Annotated in this window: 18 protein-coding genes; 10 read left to right on the top strand and 8 right to left on the bottom strand. The window is 61.2% G+C overall.

The window, feature by feature from the left end:
* Nucleotides 1–2 precede the first annotated feature (2 nt).
* Both QCE79_RS20810 and QCE79_RS20805 read right to left on the bottom strand, forming a co-directional pair.
* Nucleotides 3–1,889 (bottom strand): amidohydrolase, encoded by a 1,887-nt coding sequence (locus QCE79_RS20810; RefSeq protein ID WP_309847521.1) that lies wholly within the window; start codon nucleotides 1,887–1,889, stop codon nucleotides 3–5.
* A gap of 96 nt (nucleotides 1,890–1,985) precedes the next feature.
* Nucleotides 1,986–2,621 carry a hydrolase gene (locus QCE79_RS20805; protein WP_244831207.1) on the bottom strand — a complete coding sequence of 212 codons (636 nt, stop codon included), beginning with the start codon at nucleotides 2,619–2,621 and terminating at the stop codon, nucleotides 1,986–1,988.
* A gap of 371 nt (nucleotides 2,622–2,992) precedes the next feature.
* On the opposite strand from QCE79_RS20805, the gene QCE79_RS20800 reads away from it, so the two are divergent.
* Entirely contained in the window at nucleotides 2,993–3,814 is an 822-nt protein-coding gene (locus QCE79_RS20800; RefSeq protein WP_309847520.1) for an alpha/beta hydrolase, read from the top strand.
* A 20-nt stretch (nucleotides 3,815–3,834) separates the two neighbouring features.
* Here QCE79_RS20800 and QCE79_RS20795 read toward each other — a convergent pair whose 3' ends face one another.
* The 4 genes from QCE79_RS20795 to QCE79_RS20780 are packed head-to-tail and all read right to left on the bottom strand — an operon-like array spanning nucleotide 3,835 to nucleotide 13,640.
* Nucleotides 3,835–5,010 (bottom strand): hybrid sensor histidine kinase/response regulator, encoded by a 1,176-nt coding sequence (locus tag QCE79_RS20795; RefSeq protein WP_309847517.1) that lies wholly within the window; start codon nucleotides 5,008–5,010, stop codon nucleotides 3,835–3,837.
* Nucleotides 5,007–7,949 (bottom strand): PAS domain S-box protein, encoded by a 2,943-nt coding sequence (locus QCE79_RS20790; RefSeq protein WP_309847515.1) that lies wholly within the window; start codon nucleotides 7,947–7,949, stop codon nucleotides 5,007–5,009. The genes QCE79_RS20795 and QCE79_RS20790 overlap by 4 nt, the downstream gene beginning before the upstream one ends.
* A gap of 12 nt (nucleotides 7,950–7,961) precedes the next feature.
* Nucleotides 7,962–12,944 carry an AAA family ATPase gene (locus QCE79_RS20785; RefSeq protein ID WP_309847513.1) on the bottom strand — a complete coding sequence of 1,661 codons (4,983 nt, stop codon included), beginning with the start codon at nucleotides 12,942–12,944 and terminating at the stop codon, nucleotides 7,962–7,964.
* Nucleotides 12,945–12,959: 15 nt separating this feature from the next.
* On the bottom strand, nucleotides 12,960–13,640 hold the full coding sequence (locus tag QCE79_RS20780) for a response regulator transcription factor (RefSeq protein WP_244831202.1): 681 nt from the start codon (nucleotides 13,638–13,640) through the stop codon (nucleotides 12,960–12,962).
* Between the two features lie 265 nt (nucleotides 13,641–13,905).
* Here QCE79_RS20780 and QCE79_RS20775 point away from each other — a divergent pair, with 265 nt between their 5' ends.
* The gene (locus QCE79_RS20775) at nucleotides 13,906–15,378 is read left to right on the top strand and encodes a winged helix-turn-helix domain-containing protein (protein WP_309847511.1); all 1,473 of its coding nucleotides are present in this window, start codon (nucleotides 13,906–13,908) and stop codon (nucleotides 15,376–15,378) included.
* Between the two features lie 73 nt (nucleotides 15,379–15,451).
* Nucleotides 15,452–16,366, top strand: a complete 915-nt coding sequence (locus QCE79_RS20770; RefSeq protein WP_250511686.1) for a LysR family transcriptional regulator — start codon at nucleotides 15,452–15,454, stop codon at nucleotides 16,364–16,366.
* 6 nt (nucleotides 16,367–16,372) lie between these two features.
* Here QCE79_RS20770 and QCE79_RS20765 read toward each other — a convergent pair whose 3' ends face one another.
* The gene (locus QCE79_RS20765; protein ID WP_309847507.1) at nucleotides 16,373–17,158 is read right to left on the bottom strand and encodes an alpha/beta hydrolase; all 786 of its coding nucleotides are present in this window, start codon (nucleotides 17,156–17,158) and stop codon (nucleotides 16,373–16,375) included.
* Nucleotides 17,159–17,394: 236 nt separating this feature from the next.
* Between QCE79_RS20765 and QCE79_RS20760 the strand changes: the two genes are divergently transcribed.
* The 5 genes from QCE79_RS20760 (at nucleotide 17,395) to QCE79_RS20740 (ending at nucleotide 22,500) form a co-directional block, all read left to right on the top strand.
* Nucleotides 17,395–17,871: a nuclear transport factor 2 family protein gene (locus QCE79_RS20760; protein ID WP_309847504.1), complete on the top strand. Its 477-nt coding sequence runs from the start codon at nucleotides 17,395–17,397 to the stop codon at nucleotides 17,869–17,871.
* A 101-nt stretch (nucleotides 17,872–17,972) separates the two neighbouring features.
* Nucleotides 17,973–18,104, top strand: a complete 132-nt coding sequence (locus QCE79_RS20755; RefSeq protein ID WP_255784980.1) for a hypothetical protein — start codon at nucleotides 17,973–17,975, stop codon at nucleotides 18,102–18,104.
* A gap of 8 nt (nucleotides 18,105–18,112) precedes the next feature.
* Nucleotides 18,113–19,672, top strand: coding sequence for an FAD-binding oxidoreductase (locus QCE79_RS20750; RefSeq protein WP_309847502.1), 1,560 nt, complete (start codon nucleotides 18,113–18,115; stop codon nucleotides 19,670–19,672).
* Nucleotides 19,669–20,067 carry a hypothetical protein gene (locus tag QCE79_RS20745; protein WP_309847501.1) on the top strand — a complete coding sequence of 133 codons (399 nt, stop codon included), beginning with the start codon at nucleotides 19,669–19,671 and terminating at the stop codon, nucleotides 20,065–20,067. Before QCE79_RS20750 ends, QCE79_RS20745 begins: the two co-directional genes overlap by 4 nt.
* A 225-nt stretch (nucleotides 20,068–20,292) precedes the next feature.
* Nucleotides 20,293–22,500, top strand: a complete 2,208-nt coding sequence (locus QCE79_RS20740; RefSeq protein WP_309847499.1) for a TonB-dependent siderophore receptor — start codon at nucleotides 20,293–20,295, stop codon at nucleotides 22,498–22,500.
* A 44-nt stretch (nucleotides 22,501–22,544) separates the two neighbouring features.
* On the opposite strand, the gene QCE79_RS20735 is transcribed toward QCE79_RS20740, so the two are convergent.
* Nucleotides 22,545–23,165, bottom strand: coding sequence for a septal ring lytic transglycosylase RlpA family protein (locus QCE79_RS20735; protein ID WP_309847497.1), 621 nt, complete (start codon nucleotides 23,163–23,165; stop codon nucleotides 22,545–22,547).
* Between the two features lie 43 nt (nucleotides 23,166–23,208).
* On the opposite strand from QCE79_RS20735, the gene QCE79_RS20730 reads away from it, so the two are divergent.
* Nucleotides 23,209–23,340 (top strand): hypothetical protein, encoded by a 132-nt coding sequence (locus tag QCE79_RS20730; protein ID WP_255784979.1) that lies wholly within the window; start codon nucleotides 23,209–23,211, stop codon nucleotides 23,338–23,340.
* A 58-nt stretch (nucleotides 23,341–23,398) separates the two neighbouring features.
* Nucleotides 23,399–24,187 carry an SDR family NAD(P)-dependent oxidoreductase gene (locus QCE79_RS20725; protein ID WP_250467879.1) on the top strand — a complete coding sequence of 263 codons (789 nt, stop codon included), beginning with the start codon at nucleotides 23,399–23,401 and terminating at the stop codon, nucleotides 24,185–24,187.
* Nucleotides 24,188–24,249 lie beyond the last annotated feature (62 nt).

Below are 24,249 nucleotides of genomic sequence, written 5' to 3'. Positions count from 1 at the left end.
GTTCAAAACGCGAAACAACTGCATCCCAGCGCGCCCCAGAAGCCGTTCGAGTCGCTGACAGGTATGTTCTTGCGCCACGCGAAACCGTGCGCATGCGCATGCACGTTGCAAAGATTCGCGCAACCGTCCACGCAGGCAACCGCGGTCGGCTTGTAACGGCTATAACCGCCGAACTCCGCCACCGGCGACCATGACGGACTCACCGGCAAGTCCGGGGGACCGTATGGGGTGAACTCGTCGCTCGCATAGACGACCTTGCCGCCCACCACGGTCATGACCGAATCGAGAAACTTGATGCGGCTTTCATCGACGGTGAAGAAGTCTTCCGATAGCACCGCGAAGTCCGCGAACTGCCCCGCGACGAGCGCGCCCTTGCGATCGTCCTCGCTTGAAAACCACGCGCTGCCAACGGTATAACGGCGCAATGCTTCCATGCGGTCGAGTTTGTTCGCGCCGTCGTACATGGCCGTGCCGCCGACCGTCTTGCCCGACACCATCCAATAAAGCGAGACGAACGGGTTGAAGCTCGCCACGCGCGTGGCATCGGTGCCCGCGCCCACGGGCAGACCGGCATCGAGCATGTGGCGGATTGGCGGCGTGCGCTTCACGGCTTCCTCGCCGTATCGTGCGATGAAATACTCGCCCTGATAAGCCATGCGATGCTGGATTGCGATACCGCCGCCAAGCGCCTTTACACGGTCGATATTTTTCTGCGTGATGGTCTCGCAATGATCGAAAAACCAGCGCAAGCCATCGAAGGGAATGTCGGCATTCACACGTTCGAACACATTGAGGAAGCGTTCGATCGATTCGTTATAAGTGGCATGCAGACGGAACGGCCAGCGGTTTGCAACGAGCAGACGCACTACCGCTTCGAGTTCGGTTTCGAGCGTGTCGGGCAGGTCGGGGCGCGGTTCCAGAAAGTCTTCGAAATCAGCCGCCGAGAACACCAGCATTTCGCCTGCGCCGTTCACGCGCAGGAAGTCGTCGCCTTCGCCGGGCTTCGTCATCTTCACCCACTTCGCGAAGTCTTCAATCTCCTTCTTCGCGTTCTGCGTGAAGAGGTTATACGCGATACGCACGGTCAATTCGTTGTGCTTCGCCAAGTCCATGATGACCGCGTAATCGTCGGGATAAGCCTGATATCCGCCGCCTGCATCGATCGCGCTCGTCACGCCAAGACGATTCAACTCGCGCATGAAGTGGCGCGTGGAATTGCGCTGCTCGTCGGGCGGCAGCTTCGGACCCTTGGCGAGCGTCGCGTAAAGAAGGCCCGCGTTGGGCCGCGCAATCAGCATGCCGGTCGGATTGCCGCGCTTGTCGCGCTGAATTTCGCCGCCGGGCGGATCGGCTGTTTCCTTCGTATAGCCGACCGCGCGCAACGCCGCCGCGTTGAGCAATGCGCTGTCATACAGATGCAGGATGAACACCGGCGTGTCCGGTGCAATCGCGTTGATCTCTTCGAGCGTCGGACCACGGCGCTCCGCAAACTGAAATTCGTTCCAGCCGCCGACCACGCGCACCCATTGCGGGGCGGGCGTGCGTGCAACCTGCTTCCTCAGCATGTCGAGCGCGTCCGCAAGCGACGGAACGCCATCCCAACGCAACTCCATGTTGAAGTTGAGGCCGCCGCGTATGACATGCAGATGCGAATCGTTGAGGCCGGGAATCACGGTGCGCCCGTTGAGATCAATGAGGCGCGTCGCGTCGTTCGCATGACGCATCACGACTTCACGCGATCCTGCTTCGATGACCTTGCCATCGGCAACCGCGAGTGCATCCGCGAACGAACGCTTGTCGTCCTGCGTGGCAATCTTGCCGTTGAAGAATACGGTATCGGCGCGCGCGGGCGTGCCTGAACCCGTGCCTGAGCTCGTGCTTGAATTCATGGGCGTTCTCGTGTGAGGCGTGCCGCGACGCGGCGCTTGCTGGAAGCCGGCGCGATGAACTTCGCGCCAGCCTTTTCGATACGATTGCGAGCTGAATCAGCCCGCTTCGCTTGCGTGTTCGCCGAGAATCGATTTCGCATAACGCACGCCGATGCCATACGCGCTATGCGACTTGAGAATGTCCATGCAACCTTCGTAAGTCTCGGTGCGGCCCCAGTCGCGTTGCAGTTCGAACATGAACTGAAGCGACGTCATTGGCACCGCGCCGGCCTGGATGATTCGCTGCACGGCGCGTTCGTGCGCTTCGTGCGTGATGTCGCCACAAGCATCGGTCGGGACGTAGATTTGATAGCCTTCCGCGATCATCTGCACGGTCGGAAACGTCACGCATACTTCCGTCCAAAGACCCGCGAGCACGATCTTCTTGCGGCCCGTCGCTTCGATTGCTCGGCGAAAGCCCGCGTCTTCCCACGAGTTCATCGAGGTACGGTCAACCGGCTGCTGCTCCGGAAACACGCCTTGCACTTCGGGCACCATGTCGCCGCTAAAGGTTTTGGCGGCAACGGTAGTGAGAATGGTCGGCACCTTGAACAACTTCGCCGCCTTGGCGATAGCCTGCACGTTATGCAGGATGGTGGTGCGTTCATGCGAGGTCGTGCCAAAAAACATCTGCGGCTGATAGTCGATCAGCGCAACCGCGCAGGTATCCGGGGTCAATAGTTCTTGCGGCATTTGCAGGCTCCGTTGGAAAAGATGCGGCAGTCAGGACGAACATGCCGTGCTCGGGTGAGCGGCTGGAAGGATTGAGATGGATGATAGCCACGCGTCTTCGCCGAGTCCTTGAAAAATGCCTTAATTGTTCTTAACGAATATTCGCTAAGAAAATGCACTTCGATTTTTAGCGCGTGGGATTTTCAGGAAATGAATTTCAGGACTTCGCCTTTCGCTGGCGGGAGCATGCACCGCGATTAAACCGCCTTAAGAACAATTAATCTTTTCTCAAGTTCAGGCGTCTTCCACGCGGCTAAGATGCGGTCCACGCGTCGCGCTCAAGGAATGATTCTTAGCGCACGCGCTCGACCAACATCGCTAAAGGACACGCCATGAGCACCGTAAAGACCAAGGACGGCACGAATATTTTTTATAAGGACTGGGGCAGCGGCAAGCCGGTGGTCTTCTCGCATGGCTGGCCGCTTTGCGCGGATGCATGGGACCCGCAAATGCTGTTTCTGGCGCAGAAGGGATACCGCGTCATTGCGCATGACCGTCGCGGTCATGGCCGCTCCGACCAGACTTCGGAAGGCAACGACATGGACACGTATGCGGACGATCTCGCCGCCGTGCTCGACGCGCTCGATCTGAGGGACGCCATGCTCGTCGGCCATTCGACGGGCGGCGGCGAGGTCGCGCATTACATCGGACGTCATGGCAGCGCGCGCGTCTCGAAGGCCGTGCTGATCGGAGCGGTGCCGCCGATGATGCTCAAGTCCGAGAGTAATCCGCTCGGCTTGCCGATGTCGGTGTTCGACGGCATCCGCGACAATACGGCTTCGAATCGCTCGCAATTCTTCAAGGATCTGGCCGTACCGTTTCTGGGCTACAACCGTGACGGCGCGAAGGTCATACAAGGCAACATCGACGAGTTCTGGCGGCAGGGCATGATGGGCTCGATCAAAGGCCAGTACGAGTGCATCAAGCAATTCTCGGAAGTGAACTACACCGATGATCTGAAGAAAATCGACATTCCCACGCTCGTTTTGCATGGCGACGACGATCAAATCGTGCCGATAGAAGCGTCGGGACGACGCACGGCGGAGATCGTGATGAACGCGACGCTAAAGGTTTATGCTGGCGCGCCGCACGGCATGTGCACGACGGAAGCCGATCGCGTGAATGCGGATCTACTGGCGTTCTTGCAAAGCTGATGCTGCACGTGACATGCTCGCTACGAAGCGAGCATGTCAGCCGACCGAATAGTCAGTACCGCACTTAATCCCGGATGCTTATCGGCGAATTCGAGTTTGCCGTGATGCAACGTCGCCACCGCCTTGACGAGCGCGAGCCCAAGTCCTACACCGGGCGTGCCACGGCTCGCGTCGCCGCGATAGAACCGCTCGGTGACCTTGTGCTTTTCCGCGTCGGGAATACCGGGGCCATCGTCGGATACGGATAACTCTATGCCGTCATCGCGCGCCAGGAGCGACACTTCGACCTCGCCATTTTCACGCGCGAACTTGATAGCGTTATCGATCAGATTGCCGATAGCCTGCGCCAGCAGCAAGGGATCGACCACAGCGTACAGTTCGTCCGCCTGCGTCATGGAAAGCGTCACGCCACGCAGTTCCGCCACGGGCTGATAGAACTCGACTGCATCCGAGACAATGGCGAGCAAATCGCTGGACTCGAAACCCGAGCGACGCACGCCCGCATCGATTTCGGCGAGCCGCAAGAGCGCATTGAAGATGCCGATCACGCGATCGACATCCGCAAGCGCGGGCTCCAGTTGCGCGAGCGTGGCTTCATTCCCTTCCTTGCGCAAGCCGATCATCAGCACTTCGAGACGCGAACGCAGTTCGGCAAGCGGCGTACGCAAATCATGCGCGATGGCATTCGACACATTGCGCACGCCGTTGATGACTTCGATCAGCGCTTCCTGCGCCTGCTTGCGCGTGTTGACCTCTTCCTGAAGCCGCAAATTCTGCTCGCGCTGCAACTTCTGCAAAGCCCGCAACTTGAGATGCGTATGCACTCTCGCGGCCACTTCCTCCATGTGCAATGGCTTGGTGACGAAGTCCACGGCGCCAGCGCTGAAGCCCGTGATCTTGTCCTCGGTCTGCGTGAGTGAGGTCATGAAGATGACCGGAATGTCGCGCGTGTTCGGGTTGGCCTTGAGCTGACGGCAGGTCTCGAATCCGTCGAGACCGGGCATCATCACGTCGAGCAGAATCAGATCGGGCTGCACGAGTTCGGCGCGGCCCAGCGCCTCGCGGCCATCGCGCGCAACGGTCACGCGCAGGTTGTTTCCTTCGAGCGCATCGACCACGAGGCCGAGATTCGTTGCGGTATCGTCGACAACGAGAACGACTGGCGTGGCGGTATCGGGTAAGTCTTGCGTACTCACGTGCTTGGGTCCAGATGTTCTTCGATCAGGGACAACAGCGCTTGCGATTCGTACCCGGCGGCAAGACATCGCAGACGCGTTGCGAAAATTTCATAGCGCTTGTCGAGTACCGTCAGATGCTCGGCCCGCTCGATGATGTCGCGCATCGAACCGAGCAGCGCAAAGCGATGCAGCAGCGCCATTTCCTCGGGCGGTGGCACGACGAGCGCTTCGTCGGCCCGAGCATGTCTTCCCGTGCGCGGCGCCCATTGCAACGCCAGAAGGCCGGTGATTTCCTTGAGCAGCACATGCAGGTTCAGCGGCTTTTCGATGAACACATTGGCGCCCGCCGCGAGATTGGCCTGCGCATTGCCGCGCGATGCATCGGCCGATACGGCGATCACCGGCACGTCGCGTAACGCTTCCAGCGCGCGCAGACGCTCCAGCATCTCGATGCCACCCATCACCGGCATGAGCGTATCGACGACGATCAGATCGGGCCGGTCCTCGCTCGCCATCGCGAGTCCTTCGCGGCCATTCTCTCCTTGCGATACGCGAAAGCCGCTACGTTGCAAGGTATCGACGAGCAGGATGCGATTGGCCGCGACATCGTCGAGCACGAGTATGTGACGCTCGCGGCCTTCATAGCGCGTGACACCCACCGGCAGAATCGCGGGCACGGGTTGCGCCGTGGCGCCGGGCGCGTCGAGTTCGAACCAGAACGCGCTGCCTCGGCCAAGCGAACTCGCGACGTGGATATCGCTTCCCATCATGCGCACGAGTTGCCGGCTGATGGCAAGACCGAGTCCCGCGCCGCCGCTCCGACGCGTGAGTTCGCCCGCCTGCTCGAAGGGCTGAAAGATCACATCGAGCCGGTCGGGGCTGATACCTATTCCCGTGTCCTTCACTTCGAAGCGCAGACGTCCGGGCCATATTTCCGAAACCGCGAGACTGACTTCGCCCTGATCCGTGAACTTCACTGCATTGACGAGCAGATTGAGCAACACCTGACGCAAGCGCTTTTCATCGACGCTGATCGCGCGCGGCAGATTCGGCGCCGCATGATAGTGGAGTTGCAGGCCCTTTTGCTGGGCGCGCACGCCGACGATCTCCGCGATGACATCGAGAAACGGACCGAGTGGCACATCGCGCACCTGCATTTCGAGCTTGCCCGCACCGATGCGCGCGAAGTCCAGCAAATCGTTGATGAGCATGAGAAGATGCTCGCCACTCTGTTCGATCACGCCAAGACTAGACAACTGTCTGCGGCTCAACGTTTCATCGCGTCGCAAGATTTGCGCATAGCCGAGGATGCCGTTGAGCGGCGTGCGCAATTCGTGGCTGATATTCGCGAGAAACTGATCCTTCGCCTTGTTGGCCGCTTCGGCGGCGTCGCGCGCCACGCGCACCGCATCTTCCAGTGCCTTGCGCGCCGAGATGTCCTGAATGATGGCGATGGTGTGACTCGTGTGCCCAGCAGAGTCGTATTGCAGCGCCACCGATAAATTGACCCACACGCGCTGACCGTCGCGTCTCACGAGCGGTTTCTCTTCCGAGTAATGCGAAACGCCGCCCTCGGTCAACATGAAATAGCGTTGCAGGCTTCCGGTCACGAAGTCGTCGTCGGTGACATCGCGCAGGCGCTTGCCGAGCAACGCATCGCGTTCGTATCCGACGATCTCGCAAGCACGCTGATTCACGCGCAAAAAGCGGCCTTCGAGGTCGCAATGCGCAATACCCACGGCCGCGTTCTCGAAGGTGCCGCGAAAGCGTTCCTCGCTCGCGCGTAGTTCGTTCTCGGCGTGCTTGAGCTCGGTGATGTCCACCAGACTCCCGACGAAGCGCACGGGCTTACCGTTCGCATCGCGCCTTGCCATGCCGCGTACCAGCACCTTGCGATCGCTGCCATCGCTATGCAAGAGGCGGTTCTCCATCTCGAACACGCCATCCGCATGTTCGAGGTAACGCTCGACGGCCGCTTCGGTCGCGGCCCGTTCCTGCGGATGCACCACGCTCATGTACGACTCGTAGTCGAGCAATGGCTCCTTGCCGCCATAGCCGAGCCATTCCCAAATGTTCGAGAAGCGTGCCTTGCCGTGGCGAAAATCGCCGTCGGGCATGTCGATTTCCCATACGCCGACATTCGATCCGCACATCGCCGCTTCGAATCGTGCATTGGTCTCACGCAAAATCTCCGCTTCTTCCGCGCGCCGCCGTTGCGTGACATCGCGGAACACGAACACGATGCCGAGCCCTTCGCCGCGTTCATCGACGATAGGCGAACCGCTCGCTTCCACCGGCACTTCCTGGCCGTGACGCGCGATCAGCAGATTGCGGCTCGGCAAGCCGATGTCTTCATCCGCGCGCAAGAACGACGACACCGGCTCGCGCGTGATTTCATCGACGACGCAAAAGACCTCGCCCAGCAAGCGGCCGCGTGCTTCATTGCGTGGCCAGCCCGTCAACCGTTCGGCCACCGCGTTCATGAAGTCGATGCGCCCTTCCGGGTCCGTTGCGATCACGCCATCGCCGATACTCGACAGCGTCACCGCATAGCGCTCATCGCTTTCGCGCATGCGCCGCTCGGCCGCGTATTTGTAGAGCGCCATCTCGACCACGGTGCGCAATTGCGTGTCGTCGAATGGCTTGAGCACATAACCGAACGGCTCGGCCGTGGTGGCGCGCTGCACGGTTTCCTCGTCGGCATAAGCGGTCAGGAACACGACTGGCAGCCTGAATTGCTCGCGCAGAAGCCGCGCCGCGTCGATACCGTCGAGCTCGCCTTCGAGCCGCACATCCATGAGCACGAGATCGGGACGCACTTCCTTCGCCAGCAGGAGCGCATCTTCGCCGCGCGCGGTCGAGCCGACCACCGTATGACCGTTGCGGATCATTTGCTGGGCGATATCGCGGGCGACCACTCGGTCGTCTTCCACAATCAGGATGCGTGCAGGTGCCATCGTTCGTTGAGGTCAGCTTGCTTCGGCTTCGAAGGCTATGGTGAAGACCGTGCCGCCTGCGCGGTTCACATCGACATTGCCGTGCAATTGATGCGCGAGATCATGCACGAGTTGCAGCCCGAGCGTGTCGGCCTGATCGAGCGAAAACGCGGGCGACAGTCCCACGCCATCGTCAGCGATCACGAGGCGGCAACGGTCCTTGTCCGTGATACGAAGCTCGATACGCAACAGTCCGCCGCGTCCCTCCGGAAACGCATGTTTGAGCGCATTGGACACGAGCTCGTTGATGATGAGCCCGCACGACACCGCGCGATTCATGTCGAGCTGGATATCGTCGACGACCACGTCCATGTCCACGCCGAGGCGCCGCATGTCGTAAGCCTGCGCGAGATGCTTGCACAGGTTCCTCACGTGCGGCGCCATCATGATGCGAGCGAAATTGCCAGCACGATAAAGGTTTTCGTGCACCATCGCCATCGATCGCACACGGTTGCGGCTTTCGGCGAAGAGTTCGGCTACCGCCTTGTCTTCTACACGCGAAGCCTGCAGATTGAGCAGGCTGCTGATGAGTTGCAGATTGTTCTTCACGCGATGATGCACTTCGTGAAGCAACGCTTCCTTCTCTTCGAGCATGGCCTCCTTCTGTTCGAGCGATGCGTTCTCGAGCGAAATAGCCGCCTGCGACGCAAGCAGTGTCAGCACCGTGATACGCGCTGCCGTGAACACGCCGGGCGCGAGATCGTTCTCGAGATACAGCACGCCCTTGAGCTTGGCCTGCTTGATGATGGGCACGACGAGCACCGAGCGCGCGCCGCTCGAACGCAGATACTCGTCGGCGGAGAATTCATTGGGCAACGTGGCGTCGTCGATATGCACGCGCTCCCGCATGCGCATGGCGAAGTGCACGATGGATACCGGCAATTCACGCGGCGTCATCGGAGCGCTTTCCATGCGGACCTGCACACCGTCCCTGCCGGATACAGCCTGCGCCTCGATCCAAAGTTTCTCTTCGCGCGGCAAGACGAGCACCGCGCGACGCGCGCCCGCATGTTCGAGCACGATGGTCATGAGCGTGCGCAAGAGCCGTTCGAGCACGATCTCGCCTGAGATTGCTTGCGACGCCTGCACGACGGTTTCCACATCGAAGCGTTCCGCCACGACATTCCTTGCCGTCAGGCTTTCGGCAGGGCTTTCGACGAGTTCCGGATAAAGCCGCTCCAGCGCGTGAACCTTCGCCATCGCGCCCCAGCGCAGATACGCGCGCCGTGCATGGCCCAGATAGACATGAGCGATAGTCGTGAATTCGCGTTCGATGTAAAAGCGCGCGGCCGTTTCATGGGCCAGCGCTTCGATCTGCACAAAGCGATTTTCGCGTGCGAGCGCGATAGCGTCTTCGTAATGACGCATCGCGTCGAACGGCCGGTTCTCGATGCGCGCGACTTCGCCTTCCACGAGCGCCGCCCGGCAGCCGAAATTCGCCGGACCGTGATAGGCCCAGACCTGCAACTTGCCGTGATACTCCGCCAGTGTCGCCGACACATCGTGTTTGCGCGGATCGTGCATGCGTGCAAGCACCAGCGCCGCATGAAAATAGTATTCGGCCATTTCGAAGTGGCCGGCGGAGGTCCACAAGAGCGGTCTGGCTTTATCGCCCGCGGCGGCGGCGCCCGCTATGTCATCGGCGAAATGGAGCCATTGCTGCTTGCGAATCCAGTACCAGCATGCGGCAATCGCGAGACTGGCATCGGCTTCGAGGCGGCGCTCGAACTCGGCTTCGTCGAACCCCGCGAGAAGCACGCTGTCGCCACGCAAGTGACCGATCAGCCGCAACTGCGAAGTAACGATATCGACGATAAGCCCGAACTTCGCGCTCTTCACGATCGACAGCCGCTCTTGTGCCTCGCGCTCCACGTCTGCAAGCGGTTCGCCCGCAGCCAGCAGACTCGTGATCAACGTGCAACTGCTGAAGCCCGTATAAGTCAGATCGCCGCTCTCCGTCGCGGCATCGAACGCGCGGCGCAACAAGGGCAGATTCGTGCGAATGTGCCGCGTCCACGGCGTGACGTGATACGCGAAGCACATGTAGACGCGCGCCTTGAAGCGGTCGAGCGCGCGTTCGTCGACGAGCGCAAGTCCCAGGCGCCCAAAGCCGAACCCCGCCTGATAGTCGCCGAAGATAGGACCCGTCACCATGCCGAGATAGGCATAGCCGAGCGACGATGCATCGCTGTTGCCGTGCGCCACGCTCAGATTCGCCATGCGGCACAGCACCAGGCAGACGAGGTCTTCGTCGCTGAAGAACGCGGGCGGCAGCACGGCCGTGAGCACATCGAGCGTGGCGGCGAGATCGGACGCTTCGAGCAAGGGCAGGTCGATCAGGCGTTCGATCGGCTTCGAGCCGATCTGCCGAAGCAGCGCGTCGTATTCGAGGCGCGCGGCGGCGCGTCCCGGATGCGGCTCCCACTCGATACCGACGTGCCGCAAATACTCCAGACACGTTTGCACGGCAAGCTGCATCTGATCGAGCGCGGTGTAGAGCGTGACGCGCAGGAACGTCACAGTGGCGCGATCCGGCAGCGTGTTTGCCCGCTCGGCGAGTTCGGTCAGTCGCTTGCACGCTGCTTGGGTATCGCCTGTCAGGAACTCGCACTCGGCGCGGTTGCTTTCCAGCGTGAACTTGCGCGCATAGTCGTCGTGCCATCGAGCGGTATCGAGAAGATCGCTTCCCGTCGAGAAGTACGTCAAGGCGGAACCGAACGCCGACGAAGCCTTCGCGCGCTTGCCCGCCTGCAAATTGAGCTCGACGATTCGCTCGCGCTCCGCCGCGTTATCGACCAATGCGACCGCGCGATCGTACTGGTTGACGATCTCGAAGATGTCGGCCTCGGCGTCATGCGCTTCGGTCGCATCGAACATTCGCGCGATTCGCAAGTGCGCGAGCGCGCGCTCGCCCGGCGGAATCATCGCGTAGGCTGCTTCCTGCACGCGGTCGTGAACGAATGCATAACCGTTCTCGCGCCTATACACGAGACCTGCTTCGACCGCATTGCCGAGCGCGGCGTCGATGTCGCCTACGGCATCGGCACACACTTGCGCGAGCGTCGCATCCGTTGCCGCGTTGCCGAGACACGCGAACCACTTCAGCATGTCTTGCGTCGCTTGCGGCGCGCGCGTAATGCGCTCCACCATCAGATCGACGACGCTTTCCGCAAAACGCGCCGCACGAATGCGGTCGATGTCCCAGCGCCAGACGCGTGTATCGCGGTCGAAATGCAACAGCCGTTCTTCTTCGAGAATGCGCAGGAACTGCACCACGAAAAAGGGATTGCCACCGGTCTTGTCGAATAGCAGGCTGGCGAGCGGTTCTGCTTCAGCGGCGTCGGCATGCAGCGTGTCGGTCAGCAGATTCGATACATCGCCGGGCGCAAGAGGCGCCAGCAGAATGAGATGCAGCGGCGTGCTGGTTTCGCGCACCGTCGCGAGCACGCGTGAGAGCGTGTGCGTGGGGCCCACTTCGTTGTCCCGATACGCGCCGATGAAGAGCACGTGACGCGTATCCGCGGACGCCGCCATATATTCGATCCAGCTGCTCGTGCCGGAATCGAGCCATTGGAGATCGTCGAGAAAGAGCACGAGCGTCTCGCCTGGACCACAGAACGTGCCGATGAAACGCGCGAGCACCGCTTGCAGACGCACATGTGCCTCGCGTGGCCCGAGCGCCGGCACAGCGGGTTGCGGACCGATCACACGTTCCAGGTCCGGCACGAGATCGACGATGAGTTGCGCATGCGCGCCAAGCGCATCGGCAAGACGCGCCTGCCATGACGGCAGGTCGAAGGCTTTATCGTCGAGCAGTTGGCGGATCAATTGCTGAAAAGATTGCGCGAGGGTGGCGTAGGGAATGTCGCGCTTGTATTGATCGAACTTGCCTGATGCGAAGCGCCCGTTACCGGCCACGAGCCTCTTTTGCAGGTCGCCAACGAGCGCCGATTTGCCGATACCCGAGTAGCCCGACACCAGCACGAATTCCGAGCGACCTTGCTGCGCCACGCGCTGAAATGCGTTCGCGAGCGCCGCGCTTTCGACTTCGCGTCCGTAAAGGCGTTCGGGAATGAGCAAATGTTCGGGCGCGTCGTGCTCGCCCGGCGTGAACGCTTCGATACGCTCGCTGCGTTGCCATGAATCGAGACAGCGGCGCAAATCGTGTTCGAGCCCGAGCGCGGTCTGATAGCGTTCCTCGGCGGCTTTCGCGAGAAGCCGCGCGACGATGGCGGCCAACTGTCGCGGGACGTGAGGCGCTTGTTCAACAAGTGGAATCGGCTGACGCGCGATATGACAATGCAGCCATTCGGCGGGCGACGCGGCGCGATACGGCAGCTTGCCCGCGAGCATCTCATAGAAAACGACGCCGAGCGAATACAAGTCACAGCGCGAGTCCACACCGCGATTCGTGAGCCCCGTTTGCTCGGGCGAAAGGTAAGCGAGCGCGTCCATGGTCACGGGCGCGAGTTCCGTTGCGGGACGTTCGCGCGTTGCTCTCGATGCGCGTCCGAAACCCGTGAGCGCCACTTCGCCGCTCGCTACATCGACGAGTATGTTGGCCGGTCGCAAGTCCTTGTGCATGACGCCACGCGCATGCAGCACCTTGAGCGCCGCTGCAAGATTCACCGCGATGCGCAAGCTCTCATGCACGCCGACTGTTCCCGCAGATATCGATGCAAGCGAAACACCGCCGCGATCTTCGAGCAGAAGCGTGGCCGCGCCACGCAACTCCACCAGCGCATGCGGCCGCGTGAGAACCGGGCTGTCGAGTAGCGCGCGCAGCTCGAACGCACGCGTGAGCCGCGCCTGACTCTCCACGACTTGCGCCACGTGCGCCACAGGCAGCGCCACGGCAAGCCAAGTCTGCGCGTCTTCGCGACGCCACAGCCGCGACAGGACGAACTCGCCGTCATCGCACAGGGTTCGCCGCTCGAAGTTCCGCAGTTCCAGCATGCTCGCGCCCTCCCGCTACGCTTCTGCGGTCAGCATATAGCCGGCATTGCGGACGGTCAGGAGCAGCGACTTGTCGAAGCCGGTATCGATCTTCTGACGCAGTTTGCTCACGTGCACGTCGATCACGTTGGTCTGCGGATCGAAGTGATATTCCCAGATATTTTCCAGCAGCATGGTGCGCGTCACAACTTGTTCCGCGTGGCGCATGAGATATTCGAGCAGCTTGAATTCGCGCGGCTTGAGCACGATAGCCTTGCCCGCGCGCACGACCTTGCGCGAAAGCAGGTCTATGCTCAGATCGCCTACCTTCAACGCCGTGTCCACGAGGTTTTCTTGCGAGCGTCGCGTCAATGCGTCGAGCCTCGCCGCGACTTCGCCCAGCGCAAAGGGCTTGACGACGTAATCGTCACCGCCGGCCTTGAGGCCGCGAATGCGTTCATCCACTTCGCCAAGCGCGCTCAGAATGAGGATAGGCACCTTGTTGCCGGTCGCGCGCAACGCCGAGATGATGCCGAGGCCGTCGATACCGCCCGGCAGCATGCGGTCCAAGATGATCGAATCGTAGGTCTCGCCGGCCGCGAGAAACATGCCGTCGCGGCCATTGTCCGCGCAATCGATGACATGGCCCATTTCGGCCAGACCCTTGCGCAAGAATCCGGCGACTTGCTCGTTGTCTTCGATGACCAGGATTTTCATTTTATGGCTCGTAACAGGCTCGAAGCGCACTCTGATTTTCGAGTACAGGGCTTCCCGCCGTGCATTATGCGCCCGCATGGTCCGCGCATAAATCCGGTCATTATTAAATTAAGTTAACGTGCGCGCGGAAAATGGCAAGGCATTCACGAATTACAAATGAAGGCGCGGAGTTAACTAAGCTTAATGATTTTCTCATCGGGCGCAAAGGCTGGGAAGCATAGGATCGGTTATGTGATCGGACATCCATCGCAAACGGAACGACACCATGAACGCCATTGCCGAGTTGCCCTTACCCGGATCGCACAGCGGCATTATCGATCTGGGCGGCATACGGATCGACCTCGAAGCGCGTACCTTGCACCGTCAAGGCGAGATCATGTCCGTGGGCTCGCGCGCATTCGATATTCTCGTCGTGCTGGCTAAAGCGGAAGGGCGCCTCGTCACCAAGGACGAATTGATGAGCGCGGTCTGGCCGCGCACCGTCGTCGAAGAAAACAATATCCAGGTTCACTTATCCAGCCTGCGTAAAAACCTGGGCAGCGATCGCGACATTATCGTGACCGTGCCGGGCCGTGGGTACAGACTGACAAGGCGAACTGTCAGACCTTCGTGTCCGCATGCCGAGGCGCGTTTCGCTCGACCGGAACTCATCGGGCGAGAAGACGCGCTTGCCCGTATTGCCACGATGCTCGCCGCGACGCAAGTGCTCACGCTCGTGGGCGCGGGCGGCATCGGCAAATCGGCGCTCGCGCTCGAAGCGGCGCGTTTATGGACAGCGGCGCGCGCAGAGCCGATCTTCTTCGCCGATCTCGCGCGACTCGACCACCCGCGCTCGGTGCAAGAAGCCATCGCGCGCGCATGCGGTTTGCCGGAACACGAGCCGCTCGACTTCTCGTCGCTGCCCGAGCGTGGACTGGTGTTCATCGACAATGCCGAGCATGTGATCGCGCATGCCGCGCAAATAGTCGATGCGCTCGCCGCCGCCAATGACGGCATCCGCGTTCTGGTTACGAGCCGCGAGCCATTGCGCATCATGTCCGAGACGCTCTATCGCGTCGATCCGCTCGACGTGCCGCACGCCGGATCGACGGATGCGCAAACGCTCGAACATGCTTCCGTGCGGCTCTTTCTCCGCCGTGGCCGCGCCGTGCAGCGCAATCTCGGCGACGACAGCGCGCAGATCGGCCGCATAGGGACGATATGCCGGCGGCTCGACGGCAATCCGCTTGCCATCGAACTGGCGACGGCGCGTCTTGCCGCGCTCGGCCTCGAAGATATTCATCGGCGGCTGGACGACCGCCTGTCCATGCTTGCTGGCGGATACCGCACCGCGCTGCCGCGTCATCAGACGTTGCGTGCGAATTTCGACTGGAGCTACGGGCCGCTCGCCGCGCAGGAGAAGACCTTGCTGCGCAGGATGGCCGTTTTCGAAGACTCGTTTTCGTTCGAAGCCCTGTGCGCTGTCGCATGCGATGACGGACTTGCGCTCGCAACCGTGATCGACGCCGCGAGCGAACTCGCCGCGAAATCGCTGTTGATCGTCGAATATGACGGCCCCGTTGTGCGCTACCGGTTATCGGAATCGATGCGTGCGTATGCGCTGGAAAGGCTCGCGGCGGAGGGCGACAGCACGGCAATCGCCGGGCGTCTCGCGCATTATGTGGAACATTGCGCCGACTTTTCCGGTGCCGACGAAGCGAATGAGCCCTACACCCCGCGAGGTCTCGTTGTCGAGTAAGGTTAGACGTTAAGCGAAGCGTGAGAAGATCACGCGGCACCAGGTCAATCCCGCCACGAAAGCCGAGGAACGCATGGACCGCCTGACCGGCATCGAAGTATTCGTCGCGACCGTCGATGGCGGCAGTTTCGCCGCTGCCGCGCGACGTTTCGGGTTATCGCCCGCGATGGCCGGCAAGTACGTGAGCGCAATCGAAGCCGAACTGAACGCGCGGCTTCTGCATCGCACGACGCGCAAGCTGAGTCTGACCGAGGTCGGCCAACACTATTACGAGCGATGCAAACGCATCCTCGAAGCCTACGAAGAGGCCAATCGCGAGGCGAGCGACGCACAGGACACGCCGCGTGGCGTGTTGCGAATCGCGGCGCCCGTCACGTTCGGAGCGATGCATCTCGGCGATGTCCTCGCTGCATATCTTGAGCAGCATCCGCATGTCACGATAGAAGTGTCGTTGAACGACCGCTATGTCGATCTGCTCGAAGCCGGCGTGGACGTGGCGATACGTATCGGTCGCCTCAACGACTCCGGCCTCGTCGCGCGCAGGCTCGCGCCGTGTCGAATGGTCATCTGCGCATCGCCCGGCTATGTCGAACGACACGGCACGCCGCGCAACCCCGACGACTTGCGGCAAGCGCCGCGACTCGCGTTCAGCGAAGCGGTGTCGGTGGGAGACTGGACGCTCGCCGATACGAAAGGCCGCGCACATGTCATCGACGGGCCATGCCGCATGGCCGCGAACAACACGCAGATGCTGTTGGCTGCGGCGCTTGCGGGCGCGGGTATCGCGTATGGGCCGACCTTCGTGTTCGGCGAACACATCGCGCGGGGGAATCTTGTCGCGCTGTTGCCGGACTATCGGACGCCGGAGTTGGCGATTCAGGCGGTTTATCCGAGCGCACGACATATGCCGCTGAAAGTGCGGCTTCTGCTCGATAGTTTGGTCGCCGCGTTCGGCGACGAGCCGCCTTGGGACCGCACGTCACGCTGATTCCGTTCAACGCGCTTGCAGTTCGTCGATGAACTTTTCGATAAGCGCAGCCACGGCTGCTGGCGCTTCGAGTGGCGATAAGTGCCCGATGCCGGGCAAGACATGAAGGCGCGCGTCCGCTATGCGAGGCAACAGTTCCTTCCGCAAGGTCTCGACGCGGTCCACCTGGTCGAGTTCGCCTGAGATCACCGTGACGGGAACACTGATCGACCCGACTTCATTCGTGATGTCTTCGAGCATGGCGGCGTTCGGCCACGCCGCCTTGGCTTGCGGCGCGCCACGCAAGCTGTCGGCAATCACTTGCTCGCGCAACTCGGGTGCAAGCGGACTTGCGGTGAGCACGTTATCCATGACCCATTCGACCGATTCGCGCGAGTCGTAGGCTGCGGCCATCGCGGCTCGCTGGGCATCGGGAAGCTGCATCGGCGAGGGCGGCGAGGGCGCGATAAGCACGACGCCCTGCAATCCGCGAGGCCTGCGCGATGCGAGCAATTGCGCGACCTTGCCGCCCATCGAATGGCCGATCAGGATGTAGCGATGCAAGTGCAGTGCTTCGACGACGTCTGCTGCGTCGTTTGCAAGATCGGCTATTGCGTAGGCTTGCTCGGTCGCGCTGGATTCGCCCCATCCACGATGATCGAGCGCGATGGCGTGTCGAGCGTTCGACAATGCGCCGACAACGCCGTCCCATGTCCGCGACGACCCGCCCCAGTAGTGGAGAAACACGAGTGCCGGCTCGCTGCTTCCTTGTTCCTTGACGTGAATCCTCGCTCCGCGTGTTTCGATGTTCATGGCGATGCTCCTTGGGTTAGTGACGAAAGAGCATCTTAGGTGCGATCGTCTGGATTGATAATTCGCTCAACATGATCGGCACTCGATCACGCCGGGATCGAATTCGATGCCTTGGCAAAGCGCCGGACAGCGCGAACCGTGGAAGTAAGGGAAGAAGCAGAGCACCCCGGATGCCGCTCGACACCATGCATCTCACTTAGAATCGCCATCTGGTCTTGTCGACTTGGAGCGTTTTCATGATCAAGAGAGTGCTGACGACCGGTGCAATGCTCGCGAGTATTGTCGTGACGACGCCTGCTCACGCCGATGCAATCGCCGACAAGGCCGCGATCGCGCAAAGGCTGCAAGCATGGTCAAAGGCTTTCAACGCGCGCGATGCCGAAGGCGTCTGCGATATCTTCGCGCCCGACCTGGTCTCGACCGTCCCGGAAGCGCTCGATGGCAATCGCGACACGATCTGCAAGAAGCTCGCGGTGCTGTTTGCAAAGCCCGGACTAAGCTTGAAATACGACAGCCCAGACATTCGCGAGATCATCGTTTCCGGCGATATCGCCATCGTGCGATTGTTCTGGACGCTCACCGCCCGCATGGGTGACAAAGAGAGCGTGACCGAAGAAGCAGGCATGGACATTTTCCAGCGGCAACCGGACGGTCAATGGTCCATCGCCCGCTTCATGTCGTTCAGCGCGACGCCTAACACCGTACTCGAATAAGCGAGAGCAGAACCAAGGGAATATTCCGCGCGCCCGGTTCGTTTAGATGGAGGATGCCGTGTTTTGCGGCCGCCTCGTAGCTATTCGACCTGGAGTGACCTATGAAACTCGTTCGTGCGTTTTCGCTATTGCTTGCCGTGCTTGCCCTATCCCTCGCTGGCTGTCAGACCGACGGCGCCGGTGCAAGCTCGTCGGGCACGTCATCGAGCAGCGGCAGCAGCGGCGGCTATTGACCCGCGCGGTGGCGACGCCGCCTCCGCGCGACTTTAAAAGCGCGCTGACTGCGTTCATCGACATAGTTGGCCGCGCCGCCGTGCTTTCGTCGAATGAGGCGCAGCCTGCTTATCTCGATCCTTTCGCTCCCGGCGATGCCCGTATGTGGCAAGCGTCAGCGGTCGTCATGCCATCGAGCGTGGAGCAGATCCGCGCGGTCCTGCAAGTGGCGAACCGATTCAAAGTGCCGCTGTGGAGCGTATCGACGGGACGCAACTTCGCTTACGGCGGCGCGGCGCCAAGGCTTGCGGGCAGCGTCGTGCTCGATCTGCAACGCATGAACCGCATACTCGAGATCGACGAAAAGCTGGCTTATGCGCTCGTCGAACCCGGCGTGAGTTACTACGACCTGTATCGTGAATTGAAGGCGCGTGGCACGCGTTTATGGCTCGATCCGCCAGCGGCGGGCTGGGGCAGCGTCATCGGCAACACGCTCGAGCGCGGTTATGGCACGACGTCGTATGGCGACCACGCCGCGATGCAATGCGGCATGGAAGTGGTGCTTGCAAACGGCGATGTCGTGCGCACCGGCATGGGCGCCATGAACGCGAGCCGCGACTGGCAAGTGTTCAAGCCCGGTTTCGGTCCTTCTTATGACACCATGTTCGCGCAGTCGAATCTGGGCATCGTGACCAAGCTCGGCGTGTGGCTCATGCCCGAGCCCGAGGGCTACATGATCGCGCGCTATGCCTTCGAACGCGATACCGACCTCGAACGGATCGTCGAAACGCTGCGGCCATTGAAGCTGGACGACACGATACAGAGCAGCGCTGTCATCGAAAGCGCGGTGCGCTGGGCGGCGGGCGTATCGACACGCAAGCGGTGGTACGACGGCCCCGGTGCGATGCCCGAAGCGACCATCGACGCAATGGCGCGCGACATCGACATCGGCCGCTGGAACCTGCGCTTCTGTCTTTATGGACCGCGCGAACTGGTCAACGTGCGGCGCGACATCATCCATCGGCGCTTTGCATCGATTGCCGATGCACGCCTCTTCGACATGCCCTATCGCGACGCATCCGATGAACCGACAGGCGGCGGCGATCGCAGTCAGGTCGGCATTCCCGGACTCGATGCGTTCAACATGCTGAACTGGCGTGGCGGTTCGAGCGCGCATGTCGACTTCTCGCCGATATGCCCGCCAACCGGCGCCGATGCAACCAAGCAATACATGATGGTGCGTGACCGCGCCGCACAGTTCGGCTTCGATTACTACGGCGGCTTCACGGCGGAACGGCGACACATGCATCACATCTTCGCGGCCATTTTCGACCGCGACGACAGCGCTCGAACAAATGCTGCGGGCACGCTGGTGCGCACGCTGATCGAGGATGCGGGCCAGGCCGGCTATGGCCAATATCGCACGCATCTCGCGTATATGGACCTTGCGGCTTCGCAATACGACTTCAACGACCACGCGTTGATGCGGCTCACGAACACGCTGAAAACCGCGCTCGATCCGAATGGCATTCTGTCGCCCGGCAAGCAGGGTATCTGGCCTGCCGCTTGGTCGAAGGATGCTCGATGAGACGCGCCCGCCGCGAATTCTTGACTGGCGTATCCCTGGCGGCGGCGTATGCGTGGGCCGTCGAAAGCATCGGCGATACGAAGGCGGCACGCATGCGTCTCCTCGTCGTATGCGATGAACGTTGCTCGGATAGCCGCGCGTTTGCGCATCGCGCGAGCTTGAACGGTGCGCGCGTCGTTGCATGGCGAAACGATGCCGGCTTGCTATGGCACGAACGCTTGCTTCCGGATGCATCGCTCGGCGTACCCCTTGCCGGTCTGACGACATACGCGGATGCCTTCGTTCTCTCGCGTCTTGCATGGACGTGCGGCCTGCGCATGACGAAGCTTGCATGCAATGCCGAGGCGCTCGTCGCATGGCGCATGGAGCAACTGAACCAATCCTCTGTTGATTGAAACACCGTCTATCTGCCGATCGATCGACGCAAACGCTTTCGGTTGTCGACCTGCAACACCGCTCGACGCGTTTGAAAAAACGTATATGCGAATCGTTCGCATTTCACTAAAATCGCAGCACGCATGCATCCGTCCTCTCGCGACGACCGCATTGCATCTTCTCAGCACCACACGTGGCAACGCATAGCACCTCTAACAGCGGTTCTCCTTCGGATTTTCTTCGCTATGTCAGCAACTGCTCTGTCGCGCCCGCGCGTTCGCAAAGTTTATGCGGCGGTTCTTCGACTTTTTGTCTGCGCCGTGTTGCCCGCCTCTTTGAGTATCACCGCACGAGCGCAAACGGAGCCGCAGGCATCGCCGGCCAATGCAGACACCGCGCTGCCCGCCGTAAACGTGCGCGGCGTCGCCGAAACGCTTCCCGGCGATTTCGAACCCGCATACGCGGGCGGACAGGTTGCGCGCGGCGCCCAGTTCGGCGTGCTGGGCAGTCAGAAGCTCATCGATGTTCCGTTCAGCATGACGAGTTATACGGCGAAAGCGATCGAGGATTCGCAAGCGCGCACCATCGGCGATCTGCTGGCGCACGATCCCGCCGTTCGTCCCGCATATGGCTTCGGCAACTTCTCTGAAGTATTCGTGATTCGCGGCTTCCAGCTCAACGGCGACGACATCTCGCTCAACGGCCTATACGGCATCACGCCGCGTCAGCTCGTCTCGCCTGATGTATTGGAACGCGTCGACGTATTCAAAGGCGCCAACGCGTTCCTGAACGGCGCGTCGCCGACTGGCTCGGCAATCGGCGGCGGCATCAATCTCGAACTCAAGCGCGCCGACGATAAACCGCTCACGCGCGTCACCGTCGATGGCAGCGCGTCCGGTCAGATCGGCACGCACGTCGACGTGGGTCGGCGCTTCGGCAGCGAAGGACAATTCGGCATTCGCGTGAACGGATCGATAGACGGCGGCGAAACGAGCATCGACGACGAGTTCCGCCATAACCAGACCACCGCCGTTTCGCTCGACTGGCGCGGCGACAAGCTGAGGCTGTATGGCGATTTCCTTTATCAGCGCAAGAACATCGACCAGGGCCGCTCGACGGTTTCCGTCACGGGCGACGTAGTGCCCGAGCCGCTGTCCGCCACGCACAACTTCGCGCAGCCGTGGACGCATAGCACGCTGGAAGACACGGTAGGCATCGCGCGCGCGGAATACGACTTCTTGCCTGGATGGACCGCATACGCGAGTGGCGGCATCCGGCGCACACACGAGGACGGCACGTATTCGTCACCGACCTTCAACGCGCTCACGGGCACCACGAGCACGCGCGGCGACGTATTGCGCACCACCGACGCGCTGTCCGGTGAAGCCGGCGTGCGCGGCCGCTTCGTGACGGGTCCGGTCTCGCATCTCGTCTCGGCGGGTTTTGCCATCACGAGCGTCGAAGACCGTGAGGCATTCGCCTTCAGCGGGCCCTTCCCGACGACGCTCTATGGCGGCGGCGTCGTGCCGGAACCGGCGGCGACGAGCTTCGTCGCGGGCAGTTTCTCCGATCCGGGTCTCGCGGACCGCATCCTCACGCGCAGTTTCGCAGTATCCGATACGCTCGGCTTTCTCAACGACCGCGTGCTCTTCACCATCGGCGCGCGTCATCAGCAACTGCATCAGAACAACTATACTGTCGGCACGGACGCGATCTCGAACACCTATGATCAGTCGATCAACACGCCGATCTTCGGTCTCGTCGTGAAGCCGACCAACACGATCTCCCTGTTCGCGAATCGCGCCGAGTCGCTCGCGGCAGGACAGACGGCGCCGTTCGGTGCCGCCAATGTCGGGCAGACGCTCTCGCCGAACCGCACGAAGCAATACGAAGTGGGCACGAAGTACGACACGAATCGGTTTGGCGCGGAGCTCGCGCTGTTCCAGATCGAGCAGCCCACGGCGTACACGGACAGCACGAACAACATCTTCGCCACGAACGGAACGCAACGGCATCGCGGAATCGAAATGTCGGTGTATGGCGAACCGCTCAAGGGCGTGCGCGTGCTCGCGGGCGCGACGTTGCTGAACGCGAAGCAACTCGACACGAACGGCGGCGCAACCGATGGTTATCGGCCCATTGGTGTGCCGAGTTATCTCTTCAATTTGGGCGGCGAATACGATCTGCCTTGGGTGCCCGGCCTGACGTTCAACGCGGCGTGGATCCACACGAGCAATCAGTATCTGGACGCGGCCAACCATTTATCGATACCCGCGTGGGACCGCTTCGATCTCGGCGCGCGCTATACGACGACCGTGTTCAAGCACGTAACGACGCTGCGCGCCACGGTTGAAAACGTGACGAACAAATCGTACTGGTCGTCGACGACGGGCGCCTATCTGACAATGGGAAAACCGCGTACGTTGCTGATGTCGGTGACTGCGGACTTTTGATGCCGCGCGCGCGATCTTCGTTACGCCGATAATCGCGCGCCGGTTCAGTTAGAGGAAGTCGCGCCTGCGCCCGGCTTCACCGTACCATCGGCCTGTGGAACTTCCACGGGTTTGACTTCGACGGGCGCGGTGCCGTTTTCCTTCAAGCCGAGCTTATCGGCGGTTTTCGGCGATACATCCACGATCCGGTCTTTCACGTAAGGACCGCGATCCCTGATCTCGACTACGTCGCTATTGCCGTTCTCCAGATTCGTCACGCGCGCTTTCGTACCGAGCGGAAGCGTCTTGCTTGCCGCCGAATTGGACTGCGGATTCATCGGTGTACCGTCGGCCATTTTCTTCGTGTAGAAGTTTCGGCCGTAATACGAAGCCTTGCCCTTGCGTTCCTTGCCGGAGCGGTCGAGATTCACGGGTTCCGCGGCTGCCGCTTTTGCTGTCGCATTCACGTTTGCCTGGCTATGACGCGCATGCTTCTGCGCGCGCTTATGCGCGTGTGTGTGCGTTTGCGTTTGCGTTTGCGTTTTTTCCTGCGCCGCCGGGAATGCGGCATTGAGCCAGCACGTCAGCGTGACGAAGACAAGCGCTCGAATCTTCGATCCGCTTTGCGCTCGTTCCTTCAGATGTATCGTGCTAAGGGTGTCATTCCCCATCGTACGAAGTCGCATTCGTCTCTTCTCCTTGGGCTTTGTGCAGCCATTGACGCCTCGTATGTTTGATTTTGATTATTCGTACGACGAGCATGCGATGCTCTACGTGCTTTCCATCCATTCGCTACGCGTGCCGTGGATGCACGAATCGCTCCCGAACGACAAGTTGACGCTCGATGGGACCACGCTCTAACGTAAGATCTTTGGTGCGCGATACGCGCGACCTAGATAACGATGACGGAGTCCACGCAATGAGCCATGATCTCGACAACAAAATCGCCCTCGTCACGGGAACATCGGGAATAGGTGCGTCTGTCGTCTTGCGAATGGCTGCGGGAGGCGCGCACGTCGCGGCGTTAGGCATCGATGAAACGTTGAATGCCGCCTTGCGTCGACGCGCCGAGGATGCGGGGCTGAAAGTGACCGTGCTCAAGGCGGATGTGTCGGACCCGGCGCAAGTCGAAGCGGCGATGCGCGAGACGGTCGAACTATTTGGCGGGCTCGATATCATCGTCAATTCGGCGGCCATTCATCCTTATGGCGATCTCGTCGAGACATCGCACGAGACGTTTGCGCGCTGCATGAACGTGAACGTAGGCTCGATTCATCTGACCGCACACTTCGGCGTGCCCGAAATGCGCAAGCGCGGCGGTGGCGCGATCGTCAATATATCGAGCGTTCAGGGCTTTAGTTGTCAGGCAGGCGTCGCGGCCTACGTGGCATCTAAAGGCGCGATCCATGCAATGACGCGAGCGATGGCAATCGACTTCGCACCCGACAAGATTCGCGTCACGTCGGTGAGCCCCGCATCGGTACGCACGCCGATTCTCGAACTCGCCGCGCGAACCTTCGACGGACCGGACGCGAACGTCGAGGAAGCCTTCGCGCGATTCGGCGCAGCGCATCCGCTCGGGCGGATCGGCGAACCCGAAGAAGTGGCCGAACTGGTCGCGTTCCTCGTGTCGGATCGCGCGCTTTTCATCAGCGGCTCGGATCACAAGATCGATGGCGCGTTGCTCGCGGGGCTTGGAGTTCGGTAGATGAATGGCACGTTCGCGGCTTTATGGAATCGCTGTATCAAGCGGTGGAGGTGTATAGCGGA

The sequence above is a fragment of the Caballeronia sp. LZ003 genome (assembly GCF_031451465.1).
In the GTDB taxonomy this organism is placed as follows: Bacteria; Pseudomonadota; Gammaproteobacteria; order Burkholderiales; family Burkholderiaceae; genus Caballeronia.
The sequence above is the reverse complement of the archived record's forward strand: the minus strand, read 5'-3'. Positions and strand labels throughout refer to the sequence as shown.

What these genes read in the sequence shown, in the direction of transcription:
- QCE79_RS20810 (WP_309847521.1), bottom strand. Translation starts at nt 1,889, where the DNA reads ATGAATTCAAGCACGAGCTCAGGCACGGGTTCAGGCACGCCCGCGCGC.
- QCE79_RS20805 (WP_244831207.1), bottom strand. Translation starts at nt 2,621, where the DNA reads ATGCCGCAAGAACTATTGACCCCGGATACCTGCGCGGTTGCGCTGATC.
- QCE79_RS20800 (WP_309847520.1), top strand. Translation starts at nt 2,993, where the DNA reads ATGAGCACCGTAAAGACCAAGGACGGCACGAATATTTTTTATAAGGAC.
- QCE79_RS20790 (WP_309847515.1), bottom strand. Translation starts at nt 7,949, where the DNA reads ATGGCACCTGCACGCATCCTGATTGTGGAAGACGACCGAGTGGTCGCC.
- QCE79_RS20785 (WP_309847513.1), bottom strand. Translation starts at nt 12,944, where the DNA reads ATGCTGGAACTGCGGAACTTCGAGCGGCGAACCCTGTGCGATGACGGC.
- QCE79_RS20780 (WP_244831202.1), bottom strand. Translation starts at nt 13,640, where the DNA reads ATGAAAATCCTGGTCATCGAAGACAACGAGCAAGTCGCCGGATTCTTG.
- QCE79_RS20775 (WP_309847511.1), top strand. Translation starts at nt 13,906, where the DNA reads ATGAACGCCATTGCCGAGTTGCCCTTACCCGGATCGCACAGCGGCATT.
- QCE79_RS20770 (WP_250511686.1), top strand. Translation starts at nt 15,452, where the DNA reads ATGGACCGCCTGACCGGCATCGAAGTATTCGTCGCGACCGTCGATGGC.
- QCE79_RS20765 (WP_309847507.1), bottom strand. Translation starts at nt 17,158, where the DNA reads ATGAACATCGAAACACGCGGAGCGAGGATTCACGTCAAGGAACAAGGA.
- QCE79_RS20760 (WP_309847504.1), top strand. Translation starts at nt 17,395, where the DNA reads ATGATCAAGAGAGTGCTGACGACCGGTGCAATGCTCGCGAGTATTGTC.
- QCE79_RS20755 (WP_255784980.1), top strand. Translation starts at nt 17,973, where the DNA reads ATGAAACTCGTTCGTGCGTTTTCGCTATTGCTTGCCGTGCTTGCCCTA.
- QCE79_RS20745 (WP_309847501.1), top strand. Translation starts at nt 19,669, where the DNA reads ATGAGACGCGCCCGCCGCGAATTCTTGACTGGCGTATCCCTGGCGGCG.
- QCE79_RS20740 (WP_309847499.1), top strand. Translation starts at nt 20,293, where the DNA reads ATGTCAGCAACTGCTCTGTCGCGCCCGCGCGTTCGCAAAGTTTATGCG.
- QCE79_RS20735 (WP_309847497.1), bottom strand. Translation starts at nt 23,165, where the DNA reads ATGCGACTTCGTACGATGGGGAATGACACCCTTAGCACGATACATCTG.
- QCE79_RS20730 (WP_255784979.1), top strand. Translation starts at nt 23,209, where the DNA reads ATGTTTGATTTTGATTATTCGTACGACGAGCATGCGATGCTCTACGTG.
- QCE79_RS20725 (WP_250467879.1), top strand. Translation starts at nt 23,399, where the DNA reads ATGAGCCATGATCTCGACAACAAAATCGCCCTCGTCACGGGAACATCG.